The organism is Sphingobium sp. L-44, from assembly GCF_056859495.1.
In genome coordinates this window covers 25411-40336 of sequence record NZ_JBSXOQ010000046.1, presented here as the reverse complement: position 1 = coordinate 40336, position 14926 = coordinate 25411, and the positions used below count along the sequence as shown (strand labels likewise).

Annotated in this window: 15 protein-coding genes; 13 read left to right on the top strand and 2 right to left on the bottom strand. The window is 66.6% G+C overall.

All coding sequences use genetic code 11. The features are described 5' to 3' along the window. Position 1: 1 nt before the first annotated feature. Positions 2-1489 carry an OpgD/OpgG family glucan biosynthesis protein gene (locus AC13EK_RS03735; protein WP_277788094.1) on the bottom strand — a complete coding sequence of 496 codons (1488 nt, stop codon included), beginning with the start codon at positions 1487-1489 and terminating at the stop codon, positions 2-4. Positions 1490-1702: 213 nt separating this feature from the next. Continuing rightward, positions 1703-2563: a flagellin N-terminal helical domain-containing protein gene (locus AC13EK_RS03730; RefSeq protein ID WP_010338850.1), complete on the bottom strand. Its 861-nt coding sequence runs from the start codon at positions 2561-2563 to the stop codon at positions 1703-1705. A 312-nt stretch (positions 2564-2875) separates the two neighbouring features. Between AC13EK_RS03730 and AC13EK_RS03725 the strand changes: the two genes are divergently transcribed. The 13 genes from AC13EK_RS03725 (at position 2876) to fliP (ending at position 14916) form a co-directional block, all read left to right on the top strand. Further along, on the top strand, positions 2876-4153 hold the full coding sequence (locus AC13EK_RS03725) for a sigma 54-interacting transcriptional regulator (protein WP_029547900.1): 1278 nt from the start codon (positions 2876-2878) through the stop codon (positions 4151-4153). A 13-nt stretch (positions 4154-4166) separates the two neighbouring features. Continuing rightward, on the top strand, positions 4167-4526 hold the full coding sequence (gene fliE / locus AC13EK_RS03720; RefSeq protein ID WP_010338848.1) for a flagellar hook-basal body complex protein FliE: 360 nt from the start codon (positions 4167-4169) through the stop codon (positions 4524-4526). A 3-nt stretch (positions 4527-4529) separates the two neighbouring features. Further along, complete coding sequence (fliF, locus tag AC13EK_RS03715; protein WP_069335731.1) at positions 4530-6278, top strand: flagellar basal-body MS-ring/collar protein FliF; 1749 nt, start codon at positions 4530-4532, stop codon at positions 6276-6278. Further along, positions 6271-7287, top strand: a complete 1017-nt coding sequence (gene fliG, locus AC13EK_RS03710; RefSeq protein ID WP_017500447.1) for a flagellar motor switch protein FliG — start codon at positions 6271-6273, stop codon at positions 7285-7287. Before fliF ends, fliG begins: the two co-directional genes overlap by 8 nt. Continuing rightward, positions 7280-7921, top strand: a complete 642-nt coding sequence (locus AC13EK_RS03705) for a FliH/SctL family protein (RefSeq protein WP_069335732.1) — start codon at positions 7280-7282, stop codon at positions 7919-7921. Before fliG ends, AC13EK_RS03705 begins: the two co-directional genes overlap by 8 nt. Continuing rightward, positions 7918-9246, top strand: coding sequence for a FliI/YscN family ATPase (locus AC13EK_RS03700; RefSeq protein WP_010338846.1), 1329 nt, complete (start codon positions 7918-7920; stop codon positions 9244-9246). Before AC13EK_RS03705 ends, AC13EK_RS03700 begins: the two co-directional genes overlap by 4 nt. Continuing rightward, positions 9243-9668, top strand: coding sequence for a hypothetical protein (locus AC13EK_RS03695; protein ID WP_010338845.1), 426 nt, complete (start codon positions 9243-9245; stop codon positions 9666-9668). Before AC13EK_RS03700 ends, AC13EK_RS03695 begins: the two co-directional genes overlap by 4 nt. 1 nt (position 9669) lies before the next feature. Beyond that, complete coding sequence (locus tag AC13EK_RS03690) at positions 9670-11817, top strand: flagellar hook-length control protein FliK (protein WP_069335733.1); 2148 nt, start codon at positions 9670-9672, stop codon at positions 11815-11817. A 34-nt stretch (positions 11818-11851) separates the two neighbouring features. Then, positions 11852-12523, top strand: coding sequence for a flagellar basal body-associated FliL family protein (locus AC13EK_RS03685; RefSeq protein ID WP_010338843.1), 672 nt, complete (start codon positions 11852-11854; stop codon positions 12521-12523). Between the two features lie 48 nt (positions 12524-12571). Beyond that, entirely contained in the window at positions 12572-13456 is an 885-nt protein-coding gene (locus AC13EK_RS03680) for a flagellar motor switch protein FliM (RefSeq protein ID WP_029547899.1), read from the top strand. After that, a complete protein-coding gene (gene fliN / locus AC13EK_RS03675) occupies positions 13453-13791 on the top strand; it encodes a flagellar motor switch protein FliN (RefSeq protein WP_004208183.1) in 339 nt (112 codons plus the stop codon). Before AC13EK_RS03680 ends, fliN begins: the two co-directional genes overlap by 4 nt. Positions 13792-13874: 83 nt before the next feature. After that, positions 13875-14138, top strand: coding sequence for a FliO/MopB family protein (locus AC13EK_RS03670; protein WP_004208182.1), 264 nt, complete (start codon positions 13875-13877; stop codon positions 14136-14138). A gap of 40 nt (positions 14139-14178) precedes the next feature. Next, positions 14179-14916: a flagellar type III secretion system pore protein FliP gene (gene fliP, locus AC13EK_RS03665; RefSeq protein ID WP_169863187.1), complete on the top strand. Its 738-nt coding sequence runs from the start codon at positions 14179-14181 to the stop codon at positions 14914-14916. Positions 14917-14926: the final 10 nt, after the last annotated feature.

Sequence of the window (14926 nt, the reverse complement as noted above, 5' to 3'; positions counted from 1 at the left end):
TTCATGCGCCTATCGGATAATGCACATATTCACTGAACGCGCGATTGCCAGAGCGAAGTTGAACCCGGATATCCGCCGCCCTGTCGCCCGATTTGCGGATGTCGATCGCCACGCGATACAATCCTGCCTGGCCCAGCACCGGATATCCGCCCTTCTTGACGATGGTGCCATTGCCGATGTCGGTCCACAGGTCAGGCTTCGCATCGGCGGGCAGGCCGGCAAAGTCAATCACCAGTCGCTCGACCCCGGCTTCGTCACCACGACCGCGCCAGACCGCCTGCACGATCGCCAGATTGCTGCCGGCGGGTGCCCGGTCCGCGGTCCAGTCCAGCCGATAGGCGGCGTCGATCCGGCTGCCGGGACGCGCGGCCTTGGCCGGTGTCCAATAGGCGCAGACATTGTCGGTATATTCGCTGTCGGTCGGGAAGGTGTAGAGCCGCACCTGTCCTGCACCCAGCGGCGCAGACGGCGTCGCCCATAGCGAGGGGCGACGGTCATAATAGACGCCGTCATCCTGATAATGGTCGAAATTGCGGTCGCGCTGCAACAGGCCAAAGCCCTTGGGGCTGGTCTCGGCAAAGCCATCGACGCGCGGTACGGACGGGTTCACCAGCGGCCGGGCCTGCGCGCTGCCATCGGCGCTGGCGATGGAGAGCAGGTCGGAATCATGGATTTCCGGGCGCCAGTCGGTGCCCTTGGTCCGGTGCGCCTCGTCATACCAGAACATGCTGGTCATCGCCATCAGGCCCAGTTCGGGGATCGGCCGGCGCGGGAAGAGGGCGGCGGTCACGTCCTGTGTCACCCCCTTGGCGCCAAGCCGGTTGACGAAGCGGAACGCGCCGGTGATCGATGCCCCGTCGAGCAGGGCATAGACGGTGACGCTGTTGTCGCCGGTCCGCTCCAGCCAGAAATGGGTGAAGCGGGGAAATTCCTCCTTGCCCGGAATGCTGGTGTTGATCGCGATCGCGCGGGCGGACAGGCCGAACTGCTTGGTCGGGCCGGGCGCGCGGAAATAGCTGGCACCCAGGAAGGACAGCCAGTCGCCGTCGCGCCTGGCATTCATGATGCGGAAGCCGGCATAGCCCGCGTCCGGACCAAGGTCCGCGACGGCATTGCCGTCCGGCGTCTCGAACATGGCGGGATCATAACGCAGCGGCGTCGCCACGCCCTTGTCCACCAACGCGATCTGCACCGGCTGCTGGGCCGTGCCGCTCAGCGGGAACAGGCGGACGCCGGTGTCGCCGGGCAGGTCGCCCCAGATCGTCTTCTCGTCGCGGAACCGGGCCTGGTGCATCTGGTCATAACCGACCTTGGCGGCGACCGGATTGGGCGGGGTTTCGGAAAAGGGCGCGCGCGCCAGCTTCTGCGCCATGGTGATGATGCCATCCCAGGAGAAACGGTCGTTTCTGGCTTGGGAAAGGGCAGGGCGGGGGAGCAGCAGCGCTGCGCCCGAAGCAGCGATCAAGGCGCGCCGGTCGATCATGGTCATGCGTCCATCATGGGTGCTGATCGCGGCATTGCAAGATGTGCCTGTAATCAAACGCGATGAAGCCCCCGTCCGGGGGGACGGAGGCTTCGAATTTGGCCGTTTGATCGAAGGTGTTACCCCCGGCACGGTGGGGACTGTTGATGTGCCGGGGGTGACATGGCGGGTTGCCGGTGACCAATACCTCAACCCGTCATTTTCGGTGTCCGATCCGGATTACTGGATCAGCTTCATGACGTTCTGCTGGCTCTGGTTGGCCTGGGCCAGCATCGCGGTCGATGCCTGGCTCAGGATCTGGGCCTTGGCGAGCGCGGTGGTTTCGGTCGAGAAATCGGCGTCTTCGATGCGGCTCTTGGCGTCGGTCAGGTTGGTGACGTTCGCGGTCAGCGTGTTGACGGTCGATTCCAGGCGGTTCTGCACCGCACCGAGATTGGCGCGCGAGGTGTCGATCGCCTTCAGGGCCGAGTCGTAGAGGTCGAGCGCTGCGCCGACGTCGAAGGTGCCGGCCGTGACGTCGAGGGCGGTGGTGGTCGCACCAGCGGTCACGACGGCGGCGACATCGGTGTCGTCTTCGACATTGCCCAGGTCGATTTCGATCGCGTCGCTGGAGTTGGCACCAGCCTGGATGTTGATCTTGCCGTCAGAGGCGGGACCGGCCGAACCGTCGAACAGCTTGATGCCGTTGAAGCTGGTGTCCGACAGAACCTTGCCGATCTGGGTGGCGAGCTGGTCGATTTCCGACTTGATGTTGCCCTTGGCGGTGTCGTCGTTGGTGTCGTTGCCGGCCTGGACGGTCAGTTCACGCATGCGCTGCAGCATGTTGGTGACTTCGCCCAGTGCGCCTTCTGCGGTCTGCGCCAGGCTGATGCCGTCATTGGCGTTGCGGATGCCCTGGGTCATGCCCTTGATCTGCGAGGTCATCGACGAAGCGATGGCGAGGCCGGCGGCGTCGTCCTTGGCCGAGTTGATGCGCTTGCCGGTCGACAGGCGCTCCATGGCGGTGGACAGAGCCTTGCTGGAGGCGGCCGAAGCATTGGTGGCCCGCAGCGCCGACGAGTTGGTTCCGATAACAGTCATGATATTCCCTTTCCGTTCATCAGGTCGCTGTCGTCTGACGCTTGCGGCCTCGAAAGGGGATAACGGCGGGCCGCGAAAAGCTTTTAGGGGTCAATGCGATTTTTCTGGAAAAAGATGGAAAAACAGCCCTCTACGCGTGCGCGTATATATAGAGTGCAATTTTTCTGCCGGCGGAGCGGAAAAAAATTGCCGGTCACCGGCAAGTTAATGGCCGCGTTAACCATCTAATAACCACGCCGGCGTAAATTTAAGTCATCGAAGGGGGTAGGGGCGTGCGGGGGCACAAACCTGCCAAGACACTGGGGACAGTTCATGTCATCGCTTGACGTGAGCCGTGGGGTCTGCGCGCTCGTTCCGGGCTTGCAGCACTGGCTCGAAAATGCCTTGTACACGGTGCGGATCGTGGATGCGCAGAGCCCGCGTGAGCGGGATAGCCGCCGCGTCCTTCTCGCGACCGAGATCGGCCATGCCACCCATCGCGATATCCTCATCAACCTGGTCGACGGCAAGCCGTCGCTGGTGCCGGCGGCCAATGGCCTGCCCGCACGCGTCGCCTTTGGCCTCGAAGACATGGGCTTTGCCTTCGCGCTGATCGCCGAACTGGCCCGCCCGGCTTCGGTCCCGGCCGTTGGCGATGCCGCCAGCGCCCGCCTGATGACACTGGCCGGCCGCGTGGCGCGCAGCGATGCCACCGTCCTGATCCAGGGCGACACCGGCACCGGCAAGGAAGGCATGGCGCGCTTCCTTCATACCCAGTCCGGTCGGGTCACCCATGACTTCATCGCCGTCAACTGCGCCGCGCTGCCCGAAACCATGATGGAAGCCATGCTGTTCGGTCACAAGAAGGGCAGCTTCACCGGCGCATCCAATGCCTCGGACGGCCTGTTCCTGGCCGCGGACGGCGGCACCCTGTTCCTCGACGAAATCGCCGAGCTGCCCCTCGCGCTCCAGGCCAAGCTGCTGCGTGCCCTCCAGGAAGGCGAAGTGCTGCCGGTTGGCGCCACTCATCCGGTGCCGGTCAATGTCCGCATCGTCGCCGCCTGCAACCGCAACCTGGCCGACGAAGTCGCCGCCGGCCGCTTCCGCGAAGACCTTTACTGGCGCCTCAATGTCATGGCGCTGGAACTGCGCCCGCTGGCCGAACGTCCCGGCGACATCGCCGCGATCGCCGCCGCCATGCTGCTGCGCCACCAGGATGCCGGCAAGGACGGCTTTGTCTGGCCGACCGCCGCCGCACTCGACAAGCTGGCCGCTCATCGCTGGCAGGGCAATGCCCGCGAGCTGGGCAATGTGCTGCAGCGCGCGCTGGTGCTGCGCGACGGCGAGCGCATCGAGGCCGACGACCTGCATGTCGCCGGCGCGCCGCAGCCGCTGCGTATCGTTTCGGCGACGCCGGTGGCCGCAGTCGCTGCCGCACCGGCCGAACCGATCCGCCTGCGCGACGTTGCCCATCATTCCAAGCTGGAAGCGATCCGCACCGCCCTGCGCGAGACCGACGGCCATCGCGCCGCCGCCGCCCGCAAGCTGGGCATTTCCGAACGCACGCTGCGCTATCGGCTCGCCGAGATGCGTGAGCTGGCTGCGGCTTAAGGAGGGTTAGGGCATGACCGGTATCTCTCCCACCGACAGCGTGATGGCGATGCGCAATGCCATCCTGCAGAAGAACGCCGCGCTGCGCGACGTCGCCTCGACCGGCAATGTCGGTTCGGCTGGCGGCGCGGGCGCCACCCAGGGCACCGCGCCCGGCGGCTTCACCGACGCGCTCAACAACGCGCTCCAGCAGGTCAACGGCCTGCAGACCCAGGCCGGCGATGCCGCCTCGGCGTTCGAGCGGGGCGAAACCACCGATATCGCTGCGGTCATGCTGGCCAAGCAGCAGGCATCGGTCAGCTTCGAGGCGACCCTCCAGGTCCGCAACAAACTCCTGTCCGCCTACAAGGACATTATGAGCATGCCGGTCTAACCCATGAGCGAGAACGCACTCACCATCGATGGCGGCTCGGCCGCTGCCCCGGCCCTCCCGGCCGTCACCGGTGCCAGCTTCGGCAATGCCAAGGGCGTCGACGCGCTCAAGGCGCGCTTCGCGGGCTTCATCAAGCAGCCGGCCGTGGCCAAGAGCCTGCCGCTGCTCGGCCTGCTCGGCACCGTCGCGGTGGCTGGCGCTGCCTGGCTGGCCCTGCGCGAACCGCCGCAGCGCGACCTGTTCCGCGGCCTGCCCGATGCCGACAAGTCTGCCGTCGCCCAGGTGCTCGACCAGAATGGCATCAAATATGACTTCGACAATGCCGGCGGCATGACCGTTGGCGAGGGCGATTATTTCAAGGCGAAGATGATGCTCGCCGCCCAGGGCCTGCCCAAGAGCGCGCCCGACGGCAACAGCATGATCGACAGCCTGCCGATGGGCGCCAGCCGCGCGGTCGAGAATGAGAAGCTGCGCGGCGCCCGCGAAACCGATCTCGCCCGCACGATCGAGGCGATCGACAGTGTCGAGAGCGCCAAGGTCCATCTCGCGGTCGAAGCGCCCAGCGTCTTCCTGCGCGAACGCACCAAGCCCTCGGCTTCCGTGATGCTGCGCCTGTCGCAGGGCCGCACGCTCACCGACGCGCAGGTCAGCGCCATCGTCCATCTCGTCGCCTCGTCGATCCCGGAACTGAACCCGGAAGATATTTCGGTCGTCGACCAGAATGGCCGCCTGCTCAGCAATAATGACGGCAATGCCGCCGACGATCGCCAGCTCGCCATCCAGACCCGGATCGAGGATCGCTATCGCCAGTCGGTGGTCGCGCTGCTGACCCCGATCCTGGGCGACGGCAAATTTTCGGCCGAAGTCCATGCCGAACTGAACTTCGCCGAACGCCAGGCGACCCGCGAAAGCTTCCCCCAGGACGAGGCGCGCCTGCGTGCCGAGCAGGGCAGCTGGTCGTCGGACGAGCGGGGCCAGAAGGCTGGCGAGGCATCGGGCATTCCCGGCGCGCTCAGCAACCAGGCGCCGGTCAACCCGACCGTGACCCAGACCAACCCGAACGGCCAGGCCGTGACGCAGGGCCAGACCACCGAACAGCAGCAGCCGGCCACGCCGGGCCTGCCGCCGATGAAGACCGAGGAAACCTTCAACCGTAGCTTCGAGCTGGGCCGTGAAGTGTCGGTCACCAAGGATGCTGTCGGCACCGTCAAGCGCCTGTCGGTCGCGGTCGCGCTCGACACCGGCGCTGATGGCAAGCCGCGCTCTGCCCAGGAAATCGCCGCGCTGGAAGCGCTGGTGAAGGGCGCCGTCGGCTTCGACCAGGCCCGTGGCGACGTCGTCGCTCTGTCGGCCCGCAGCTTCGCCAAGGCCGAAGAGGTCAAGGCGCCCTGGTATGAGGCCGACTGGATGTCGCCGCTGATCCGCAATGTCTCGGCCCTGCTGGTCGCGCTGCTGGTGATCTTCGGCATCGGCCGCCCGCTGCTCAAGCGCCGCGCCGCTGCCCAGGAAGCGAAGGTCGTGGAGACCGCCGAAGCCGGGCAGCGCCTGGGTCGCGAAATCTCGGGCGAACTGACCAAGCAGGCGACCGAAAATCCCGATCCCAGCCGTCCGGTGACGCTCGACATGATCTCGTCCACCTATGACTATGCCCAGCGCGCCGACCTGATCCGCAATTTCGTGAAGCAGGATCCCGATCGCGCCGCCCTGGTGGTCCGCGACCTTCTGAAGGAAGGGAAGAAGGAAAATGCCTGAGATCGTCCCCGGCCGTCCCGAGGCGCTCAAGGGCAGCGCCGCCGCCGCCGTCCTGCTGATGCTGTTCGATGAGGATGAAGCGGCCCAGATCCTGTCGCGCCTGGAGCCCGAAGAAGTCCGTCAGCTCGGCTATGCCATGTATGACGTGCAGGATGTCGATCCCGAGGAAGTGAACGAGGCGCTCGACCATTTCGTCACCAAGGCCAAGAAGCGCACCACCATCGGCTATGGCGCGACCCGCCATATCCGCGGCGCGATGACCAAGGCGCTGGGCGAGGAACGGGCCGAAACCATCCTGGCCCGCATCACCCCGCCGACCCGCTCCACCCAGCTGGAAATGCTGAAGTGGATGGACGCCAAGGAAATCGCCATCCTGATCGAGATGGAGCATCCGCAGATCATGGCGATTGTGCTGGCGCATCTGGAAGCGCCGGTTGCCGCCGACGTGCTGCAATTGCTGCCGACCGAATATCAGGAAGAGATCGTCTATCGCATCGCCACGCTCGGCCCGGTGTCGAACGAGGCGCTGGACGATCTGGAGCAGTTGCTGCTGCGCGGTCCGGTGAACAAGCAGGGTGCAGCGTCGCAGCGCGGTGGCACGGTCGAAGCGGCCGCGATCATGAACAATGTCCGCAAGGACAATGAGCAGCGGATCATGAAGGCCGTCGCCAAGCGCGACAAGATGATCGCCCAGACCATCGAAGAGGAAATGTTCGTCTTCGATAACCTGATCGACATGGATGACAAGAATCTGGGCACGCTGATGCGCACCGTCGACAGCCAGGTGCTGGTCGTGGCGCTCAAGGGTGCGAACGACATGCTCAAGGCGAAGATCTTCAGCTGCATGTCGGCCCGCGCCGCACAGGCGATCGCCGACGAGATCGAGGAACGCGGCCCGATCCGCCTGGCCGAAGTCATCGACGCGCAGAAGCTGATCATCGCCACCGCCCGCCGCATGGCGGATGCCGGCACCATCATGCTGGGTGGCAAGGGGAACGACTTTGTCTAAGATCTGGGCCGCCGAAGCCAGCCATGACGTATCGAGCGTGCCGATGATCGGCGTTGGCCAGGTGGCCAGCAACGGCTTCCGCAGCCTCTATTCGGCGCTGCCCGGCGACGTCGTCGCGGCCCCCGCCCGCGCGCCGATCCATGCCGAACCGGAGACCGATCCGATCGACGAAGCCCATATGGCGGGCTTCTCGCAGGGGTTCGAGGAAGGCTATCGCGCCGCCGGTGAGGATCAGGCGAACGAGATCGAGGCGCGCAACCGCCTGACCGCCGCGCTTGAAATGCTGGCGCCGGCACCCAGCGGCAGCCTGTCGACCATGTTGTCGGCCACGGTCGTCCGCCTGGTCGAACAGATTGTCGGCGAAGTGCAGATCGATCTCGACCGGCTGACCCAGCGCTGCGAAGCGGTCGCCGCCTTCATCGATGACAGCAGCGACAAGAGCGCGCTGCATCTGCATCCTGACGACGTAGCCCTGCTCGAAGGCGAGCAGATCGGCGTGCCGCTGGTGTCGGACAAGAGCATGCAGCGCGGCTGCGTGCGCCTCGAAACCGCCGACGGCTGGGTCGAGGATGGCCCGGACGTTCGTCTGGCGCGCCTGCGCGCCCTGATGGACGACATGGAGGGTAAGGCATGATCCGCGCCGAGCTGGCGCAGGCCGAAACCCTGTTCGAGCATCTTCAGGTCCAGAATCGCCAGCCGCGCCATGTCGGCCGTCTGGTCAGCCATGATGCCGGCATGCTGGAAGTCACCGGCTTCCGCCGTCCGATCGGTTCGGGGGCCCGCGTCCTGGCCAGCGACGGGTCGGTCTGCCGCGCCGAAGTCGTCGGCTTTCGTGGCGAACGCACCCTGCTGGTGCCGCTCGACGCTGACGCGCCGCTGGAAAACGGCATTCGTGTCGAACCCGACAGCCAGGCCAATATGGTGCAGGTGGGTGAGGGGCTGATCGGCCGCGTCATCGACGCCATGGGCCAGCCGCTCGACCGCAAGGGGCCGATCATCGCCGGCGGCGTCTGGCCGCTCAACGGTGTGAAGGGCAATGTCCTCGATCGCGGCCGTGTGACCGAGCCGTTCGACCTTGGCGTGCGCGCCGTCAACGCGCTGCTGACCGCCGGGCGCGGTCAGCGCATCGCCATCATCGCCGGCTCGGGTGTCGGCAAGTCGGTGCTGATGGGCCAGATGATCGCCGGCGCGGAAGCCGATATCGTCGTCACCGGCCTGATCGGCGAGCGTGGTCGCGAGGTCAGCGACTTCCTCGAAACCAAGCTCAAGCATGCGATGCACAAGAGCATCGTGGTTGCCGTGCCGGCCGATCATCCGCCGGTGCTGCGCCTGCGCGCCGCCGCGCGCGCCACCGCCATCGCCGAATATTTCCGCGCTCGCGGCAAGAAGGTGCTGCTGCTGATCGACAGCCTGACCCGCTGCGCCCATGCCCAGCGCGAGATCGGCCTGGCGCTCGGCGAACCGCCGGCGATGAAGGGCTATCCGCCTTCGGCGCTGGCGCTGATCCCGCGCCTGGTCGAACGGGCCGGCGTCGACGCCCGCACTGGCGGCTCGATCACTGCGCTCTACACCGTTCTCGCTGATGGCGACGACACCGACGATCCAATCGTCGATGCCGCCCGCGCCATTGTTGATGGGCATTTCGTCCTGTCGCGCAGCCTGTCGGAACAGGCGATCTTCCCGGCGATCGACATCGGCAAGTCCCTGTCGCGCGTGATGGCCGACGTCGTGCCCGACGAGCATCGCCAGGCCGCCGCCGCCTATCGCCGCCTCTGGGCCGCCTATGAGGAAAATCGCGACCTCATCCTGATGGGCGCCTATCGTCCCGGCAATGATCCGGTGATCGACGAGGCGGTGCAGCGTCGCCAGGAAATCCTGAACTTCATCCGCCAGGACCAGAAGAGCCGGATCGACCTTGATACCAGCGCCAACGCGCTGATCGCGGAGTTCGGCGCGTGAAGGGGCTGGTGTCCCGCCGTCACCGCGTGCTGCGCGTGCGCCATGTCCAGCATGCCATGGCCATGGCCGAGACCGCGCGCGCCCGTGACGAGGCGGAGGGGATCGCCACCAACCTCGAACGTCTGCGCCGGGTGCGGGGCGAGCTGTTCGGCGTTCAGGGCGGCGCCACCGGTGCCTCCTTTGCATCGATGCAGGAACTGGCCAGCCGTCTGGAGCAGGCCGGTCGCCAGCTCGACGGCGCGCTCTACGACGCTCGCCGCAAGGTGGAGGCGAAGGAAGGGCTCAGCATCGCGGCCAACCGCGAGAAGGAAATTGCCGCGCGCCTGAAGGATCGGGCCCGCGTCGCGCTGGAAGAATGGCGCGAGAACAAGCTTGCCGCGCTGCCGCGCTATCGCCGCATGCAGCGCACGGGGGACAATTGACATGACCATGCTCGCCAGCCTCAAATCGCTGCTCTTCTCCTCGACGCCGCTGGCCGGTGCGACGGCGGCCGGTGCTTCGGCGGTTGCCGAGGGGGCGGCCGACTTCGCCGCGCTGCTGAGCGATGTCGATGGCGCGCCGCAGCCGGCTGCGCCGGCCACGACCGTGGGCGCGGCCGCCTTGCCGGTGGCTGAGGTGGTGGAGGGCGATGCGCCGGTCGTGACGCCCGATGCAATTGAGGCGCCGGCTCTGCCGGACACCGCCGAATTTCTGACCCAGCGGGCCATGGTGGTCCAGCCGACCGCAGAACCGGCGCTGCCGGTCGTTGAGGCCGCATTGCCGGTCGCCGAGCCGGTCCTGCCTGTCGCTGCGCCGGTTCAGGATCAGGCGGTCATTGCGCCCGTATCGGCCGAGCCCGCGCCGATCGTCCTGCCCGAAGGCGAGGCTGACGCCGAAGCCCTCCCGCTGCCCTTGCCGACCCCGGCGCTGGCGGTCGCGCCTGCGCCTGCCGATATCCGCACTCCGGCGCCGGTTCCGACTGCCGATATGGCCGCGCCGCTGCCGGTGGAAGCCGAAGGCCCGATCGCGCTCGCCCTTGCCGACGCGCCGATCAAGACCGTGCCGACGCACGCGCCGCAGCCTCTGCCGGCTGCGATGGTCGCGCCCGAGGCCGACGGCATCGCCGATGCTGATAGCGAAGCTGACATGGTGACGGCCGATGCGCCCGTCGACAGCGACGCGCCAGTTGTCGCCGATCCGATTGCCCATTCCTTGCCTGCTGCACTCCCCCCCTTGCCGCAGGCGCCGATCGATGCCCCCGCATCTTCGGCTCCATCCGCGCCGACCCAGGAGATGCCTTTGAGCGTGTCTCCTTCGCTGTCACCTTCATTGTCCCAAACCCAGGCCCCTTCGAAACCGGCCGTGGGACAGGAAGCGGTGATGGCCCCGGTGGTCGGCGCGGATGGGCAGGATGACCAGATCGTTGCAGCGCCCGTGGCGGCGCCTGCAATGACGCCCGAACTGGTCGCTGCGATGATCCCGGCCCAGCCTGCGCCAGCCGCCAACGCGGCCCCGAATGTCGTGCAGGCCCCGGTCCAGGCCGCCCCGCAGCCCGCGATTGCACCGCGCCCGGTCGAGCAGGTGATGCCCGCCGTGGCGGCAGCACCGGCGACGGACGCCGACATGCCGGTAGGAACGGTCGTGGCGGCCGCCAAGCCGACCGAGAAGACCGCACCGGTGGCTGCGACCAGCAGCCCGGACGAGGGTGATTTCGAGATCGCATCCGGCGGCACCGACGTCCCGGCCGCGCCCGTGGCCGCCAAGCCGGCCAAGGCGGAAGCCCTGTCACTGCTGCAACTGGTGCGCGACCATATGAACCGCCGGGCGACGCCGGTGCGCGACAGCGCCGATGCGGCAGCGCCGGTCAGCGATCCCGCGCCGGACAAGGCGGCCACGGCCGTCGACCCGCTGGTCGCTGCCACTCCGGCCGCGGCCCATCGTGGCGCGGACATGTCCGTGCCTCAGGCTGCTGCGCCCCTGGCGCCTTCGGTCACCCCGGCGGCGATGCCGGCGGTCGATCTGTCGGCCAGTCTTGGCCAGCAGGTGGTTGATATGGGCGTGTCGGGACAGTGGATTGACGGGCTGGCCCGCGACATTGCCGGCCTGTCGGCCAATGGCGCACAGGGCCGGTTCCAGATCAATGCGGACCAGCTTGGCCCGATCCAGGTCGATATCCGCCAGGATGGCGATGGCGCGGCGGTCAGCCTGACCGTCGCCAGCGAGGCGGCGGAAATGGCGCTGCGCCAGGATAGTGACCGACTGAAGCTGGACGCGGGCCTTGCCGCCGTGCGCATCCATGAGGTGAAGATCGAGCGCGCGCCGCATGTCGCCGAAGCGGCCAAGGCCGATGCCAATGGCCAGGCCGGCAGCCAGTCGAACGGCCAGCAGGGCAATGCCTCTCAACAGCAGGGCGCCTGGCAGAGTGCCGGCCAGATGGCGGGCCAATCGATGGGCCAATCCTCGTCGCAGGGGCGCTGGCAGGGCCGTGAAAATAATGGCCTTGGCCATAAAGCCGGGAGCGATCCGGCCGTTCTTAACCATGGTGACACCGGCGATAGCGCCGGTGACGTCCGCCGCGCGCGCTACGCCTGACGGCCGGGACGGGATATTCCAGGGGACGTGAACGATGAGCGATGAACCCAAGGCGAAGAAGAAGAAGGGTGGGGGGATGAAGCTCATCCTGCTGGTCGCCGTCGCCATGGTGGTGGGCGGTGCCGGCGCTGCGGGTGGGCTGTACGCCGCCGGCTTCTTCAGCCCCAAGGCCGAGGGCCCCAAGGAAGATCCCAACAAGCCCGTGCTCGTCCTGGCGGGCGAGGATGCGCAGGCTGTCGCCACCGCCCATGGCTGGGCCGGTGAAGGCGGCGGTGGTGGTGGCGAAGGCGGTGGCCATGCGAGCGCTGGTGGCGAGGGGCATGCCCCGTCGGCCGCCCATGCGCCGGGCAAGGGCATCGACCTGCCCGCGCCGGCCAATCCGACCGCCTATCAGGCCACCTATTTTCAGCTTCAGGCGCCCTTCACGTCGAACATGACGGACACCGACGCCTTCGCCCAGATCACCGTCGCGGTGTCGACCTATTATGACTATCGCGTGATCGCCGCGATCAAGATGCACGAGATGGCGATTCGCAGTCAGGTGCTGATGATGCTCGCCGAACAGCCCGAGGAGCAACTGGTCACGCCCGACGGCAAGCGCATGCTGCAAGGAAAAATCCGGGGCATCATCAACGATGTACTCAAGCAGAAGACCGGCTATGGCGGTGTCGATAACGTTTATTTTACCAATTTCGTTATTCAATAGCGCTGCCTGAACGCTGGGAAGTCCCCTGGCCGAGGGCAGGGGACAGACATGAATCACGTTCAATCCTTCGCCTTCGGGCGGGGGGACGCGCAAGCTCCGGTAATGCTGTCGGGCCTCGACCGGCTGGGTGAAAAGCTCGGCCGGCGTATCCGTGCGCTGATCGAACCCATTTCCGGCATCCGCCCGCATGTCGTGGCCGAGGATGCACGGGTCGTGGAGTTTGGCGCCTGGTCGGCCGGCGCGCCCAATTTCTGCAGCCTGTCCATCTATCGCCTGCTGCCCCTGAAGGGGCAGATGCTGCTGTGCATGGACGCCACCATGATCTCGACCCTGGTCGACTGCTTCTATGGCGGCCTTGGCAACCGGGCGCTGCCCGCGCGCGGCGAATTTACCCCGACCGAAGACCGGCTGATCGCCCGCCTGTCGGAAACCATCATGGCCCGCATGGTCGAATGCTGGTCTGAAGTCCTGCCCCTGGAACCCGGCCTGCTGCTGCGTGAAACCGGCATCGGCTTCGCTGCCGCTGCCCAGCCCGCCGACCAGATGGTGGTGCAGCGCTTCCGCGTCGGTCTGGACCGGGATCGCGAATGGTCGATCGACATGGTCTTCCCGCTGGCGGCACTGCGCGGCGTCGAGGCGCTGATGGGCAGCAAGGTCGCAAGTGATGACGAGCATGTCGATCCGGTATGGCAGGCCCGCGTGGCGCGCCGCATGCGCGACATCCGCCTGCCGGCCCGCACCGTGCTGGCCCGCCCCAATCTCTCGCTGGCGGAGCTGATGCAGCTCAAGGCCGGCGACATCATACCCGTGACGATCGGCCGCAGCCTGCCGCTGATCGTCGGCGACAGGATCGTCGCGCACGGCACGATCGGCGAACAGGATGGCCGTGCCGCCTTCCAGATTGAAAAGATTGCACAGGGACCGGAACAATGAGTGATATGAGCGACGCCCCGATGATGGATCCCCGTGGGGAAGACAGCGCCAGCCGCATGGCGGCGAACCGCCAGTTCAAGCTGCTGGCCGATATTCCGGTGCGCATGTCGGTGGAGGTCGGATCGACCTCGCTGCGCCTGGCCGAAGTCATGGACCTGGCCGAAGGCAGCATCGTGGAACTGGATCGCCAGGCCGACGAACTGCTCGACATCATGGTCAATGGCGCGCTGATCGCGAAGGGCGAGGTCGTGACGGTGAACGGCCGCTATGGCATCCGCATCGTCGATATCGCCGCCACCGAAACCCGCATGGCCGGGGTCGAACGGCGCGGCTGATCGCAGGGCCGTGCTTTTGCGCTTGCCTTGCGGCCCATTCTTGCGGATCGGATGACGCATTAACCTAAACGCGGGGCGCGTGCATGTTCTGGTATTTCGTCAAATTGCTGATCCTGCTGCCGCTTGTGGGCGGCATGGCCTTTGGTGCCTTGTGGCTGTGGCGCAAATATCAGCCCGGCATGATGGTCGGCCAGAATGACCGGTCGCTGAAGCTGCTGGAAGCGCTGCCGATGGGCACGTTCGGCAAGCTGGCCGTGGTCGAGTTCGAGGGCAAGAAGATCCTGCTGTCGGTCACCCGTGGCCGGATCGAGAAGATCGCGGAAGGCGACCCCTATCGTGCGCGCTAGTCACTGGCTGGTCGGCGGCATCCTGCTGACCGCCGGGCTGATGCTGGTCGATCCTGCGCTGGCGCAGGCGGTTCCGGCCGCGCCGGCGCCGGTCGACAATGGCGGCGCGCTGACCCGCGCGATGGGTCAGATTTCGGGCGACGGCCGCTCGCTGTCGCTGTCGCTGCAGATCCTCGTCCTCATGAGCCTGCTGTCGGTCCTGCCGTCGCTGATCCTCATGATGACCAGCTTCACCCGGATCATCATCGTCCTCTCGCTGCTGCGCCAGGCGCTGGGCCTGCAACAGACGCCGCCCAACCAGGTGCTGGTGGGGCTTGCCCTGTTCCTGTCGCTGTTCGTGATGCGACCGGTGATCGACCAGATCAACGGCCAGGCCTATGATCCCTATGGCAAGGGCCAGATATCGATCGAGGAAGCGGTCGGCCGTTCGGGCAAGGTGCTGCACGGCTTCATGGCCAAGCAGACGCGCGAGAGCGACCTCAAGCTGTTCGCCAACATGGCCGAGGCCCCGGCCTTCCGCACGCCCGACGACATCCCCTTCACGATCCTGCTGCCGGCCTTCGTCACCAGCGAGTTGAAGACCGCGTTCCAGATCGGCTTCATGATCTTCCTGCCCTTCCTCATCATCGACCTGGTCGTCGCATCGACCCTGATGGCGCTGGGCATGATGATGCTGTCGCCCACGATCATCTCCATGCCCTTCAAGCTGTTGCTGTTCGTGCTGGTCGATGGTTGGGCGCTGACGATGGGGTCGCTCGCCGGCTCCTTCGCGACATAGGAGGGCGGCA

Excerpts from the sequence above, each read along its gene's own strand:
- AC13EK_RS03735 (WP_277788094.1), bottom strand. The coding sequence starts at position 1,489 with ATGACCATGATCGACCGGCGCGCCTTGATCGCTGCTTCGGGCGCAGCG.
- AC13EK_RS03730 (WP_010338850.1), bottom strand. The coding sequence starts at position 2,563 with ATGACTGTTATCGGAACCAACTCGTCGGCGCTGCGGGCCACCAATGCT.
- AC13EK_RS03725 (WP_029547900.1), top strand. The coding sequence starts at position 2,876 with ATGTCATCGCTTGACGTGAGCCGTGGGGTCTGCGCGCTCGTTCCGGGC.
- fliE (WP_010338848.1), top strand. The coding sequence starts at position 4,167 with ATGACCGGTATCTCTCCCACCGACAGCGTGATGGCGATGCGCAATGCC.
- fliF (WP_069335731.1), top strand. The coding sequence starts at position 4,530 with ATGAGCGAGAACGCACTCACCATCGATGGCGGCTCGGCCGCTGCCCCG.
- fliG (WP_017500447.1), top strand. The coding sequence starts at position 6,271 with ATGCCTGAGATCGTCCCCGGCCGTCCCGAGGCGCTCAAGGGCAGCGCC.
- AC13EK_RS03700 (WP_010338846.1), top strand. The coding sequence starts at position 7,918 with ATGATCCGCGCCGAGCTGGCGCAGGCCGAAACCCTGTTCGAGCATCTT.
- AC13EK_RS03690 (WP_069335733.1), top strand. The coding sequence starts at position 9,670 with ATGACCATGCTCGCCAGCCTCAAATCGCTGCTCTTCTCCTCGACGCCG.
- AC13EK_RS03685 (WP_010338843.1), top strand. The coding sequence starts at position 11,852 with ATGAGCGATGAACCCAAGGCGAAGAAGAAGAAGGGTGGGGGGATGAAG.
- AC13EK_RS03680 (WP_029547899.1), top strand. The coding sequence starts at position 12,572 with ATGAATCACGTTCAATCCTTCGCCTTCGGGCGGGGGGACGCGCAAGCT.
- fliN (WP_004208183.1), top strand. The coding sequence starts at position 13,453 with ATGAGTGATATGAGCGACGCCCCGATGATGGATCCCCGTGGGGAAGAC.
- AC13EK_RS03670 (WP_004208182.1), top strand. The coding sequence starts at position 13,875 with ATGTTCTGGTATTTCGTCAAATTGCTGATCCTGCTGCCGCTTGTGGGC.
- fliP (WP_169863187.1), top strand. The coding sequence starts at position 14,179 with ATGCTGGTCGATCCTGCGCTGGCGCAGGCGGTTCCGGCCGCGCCGGCG.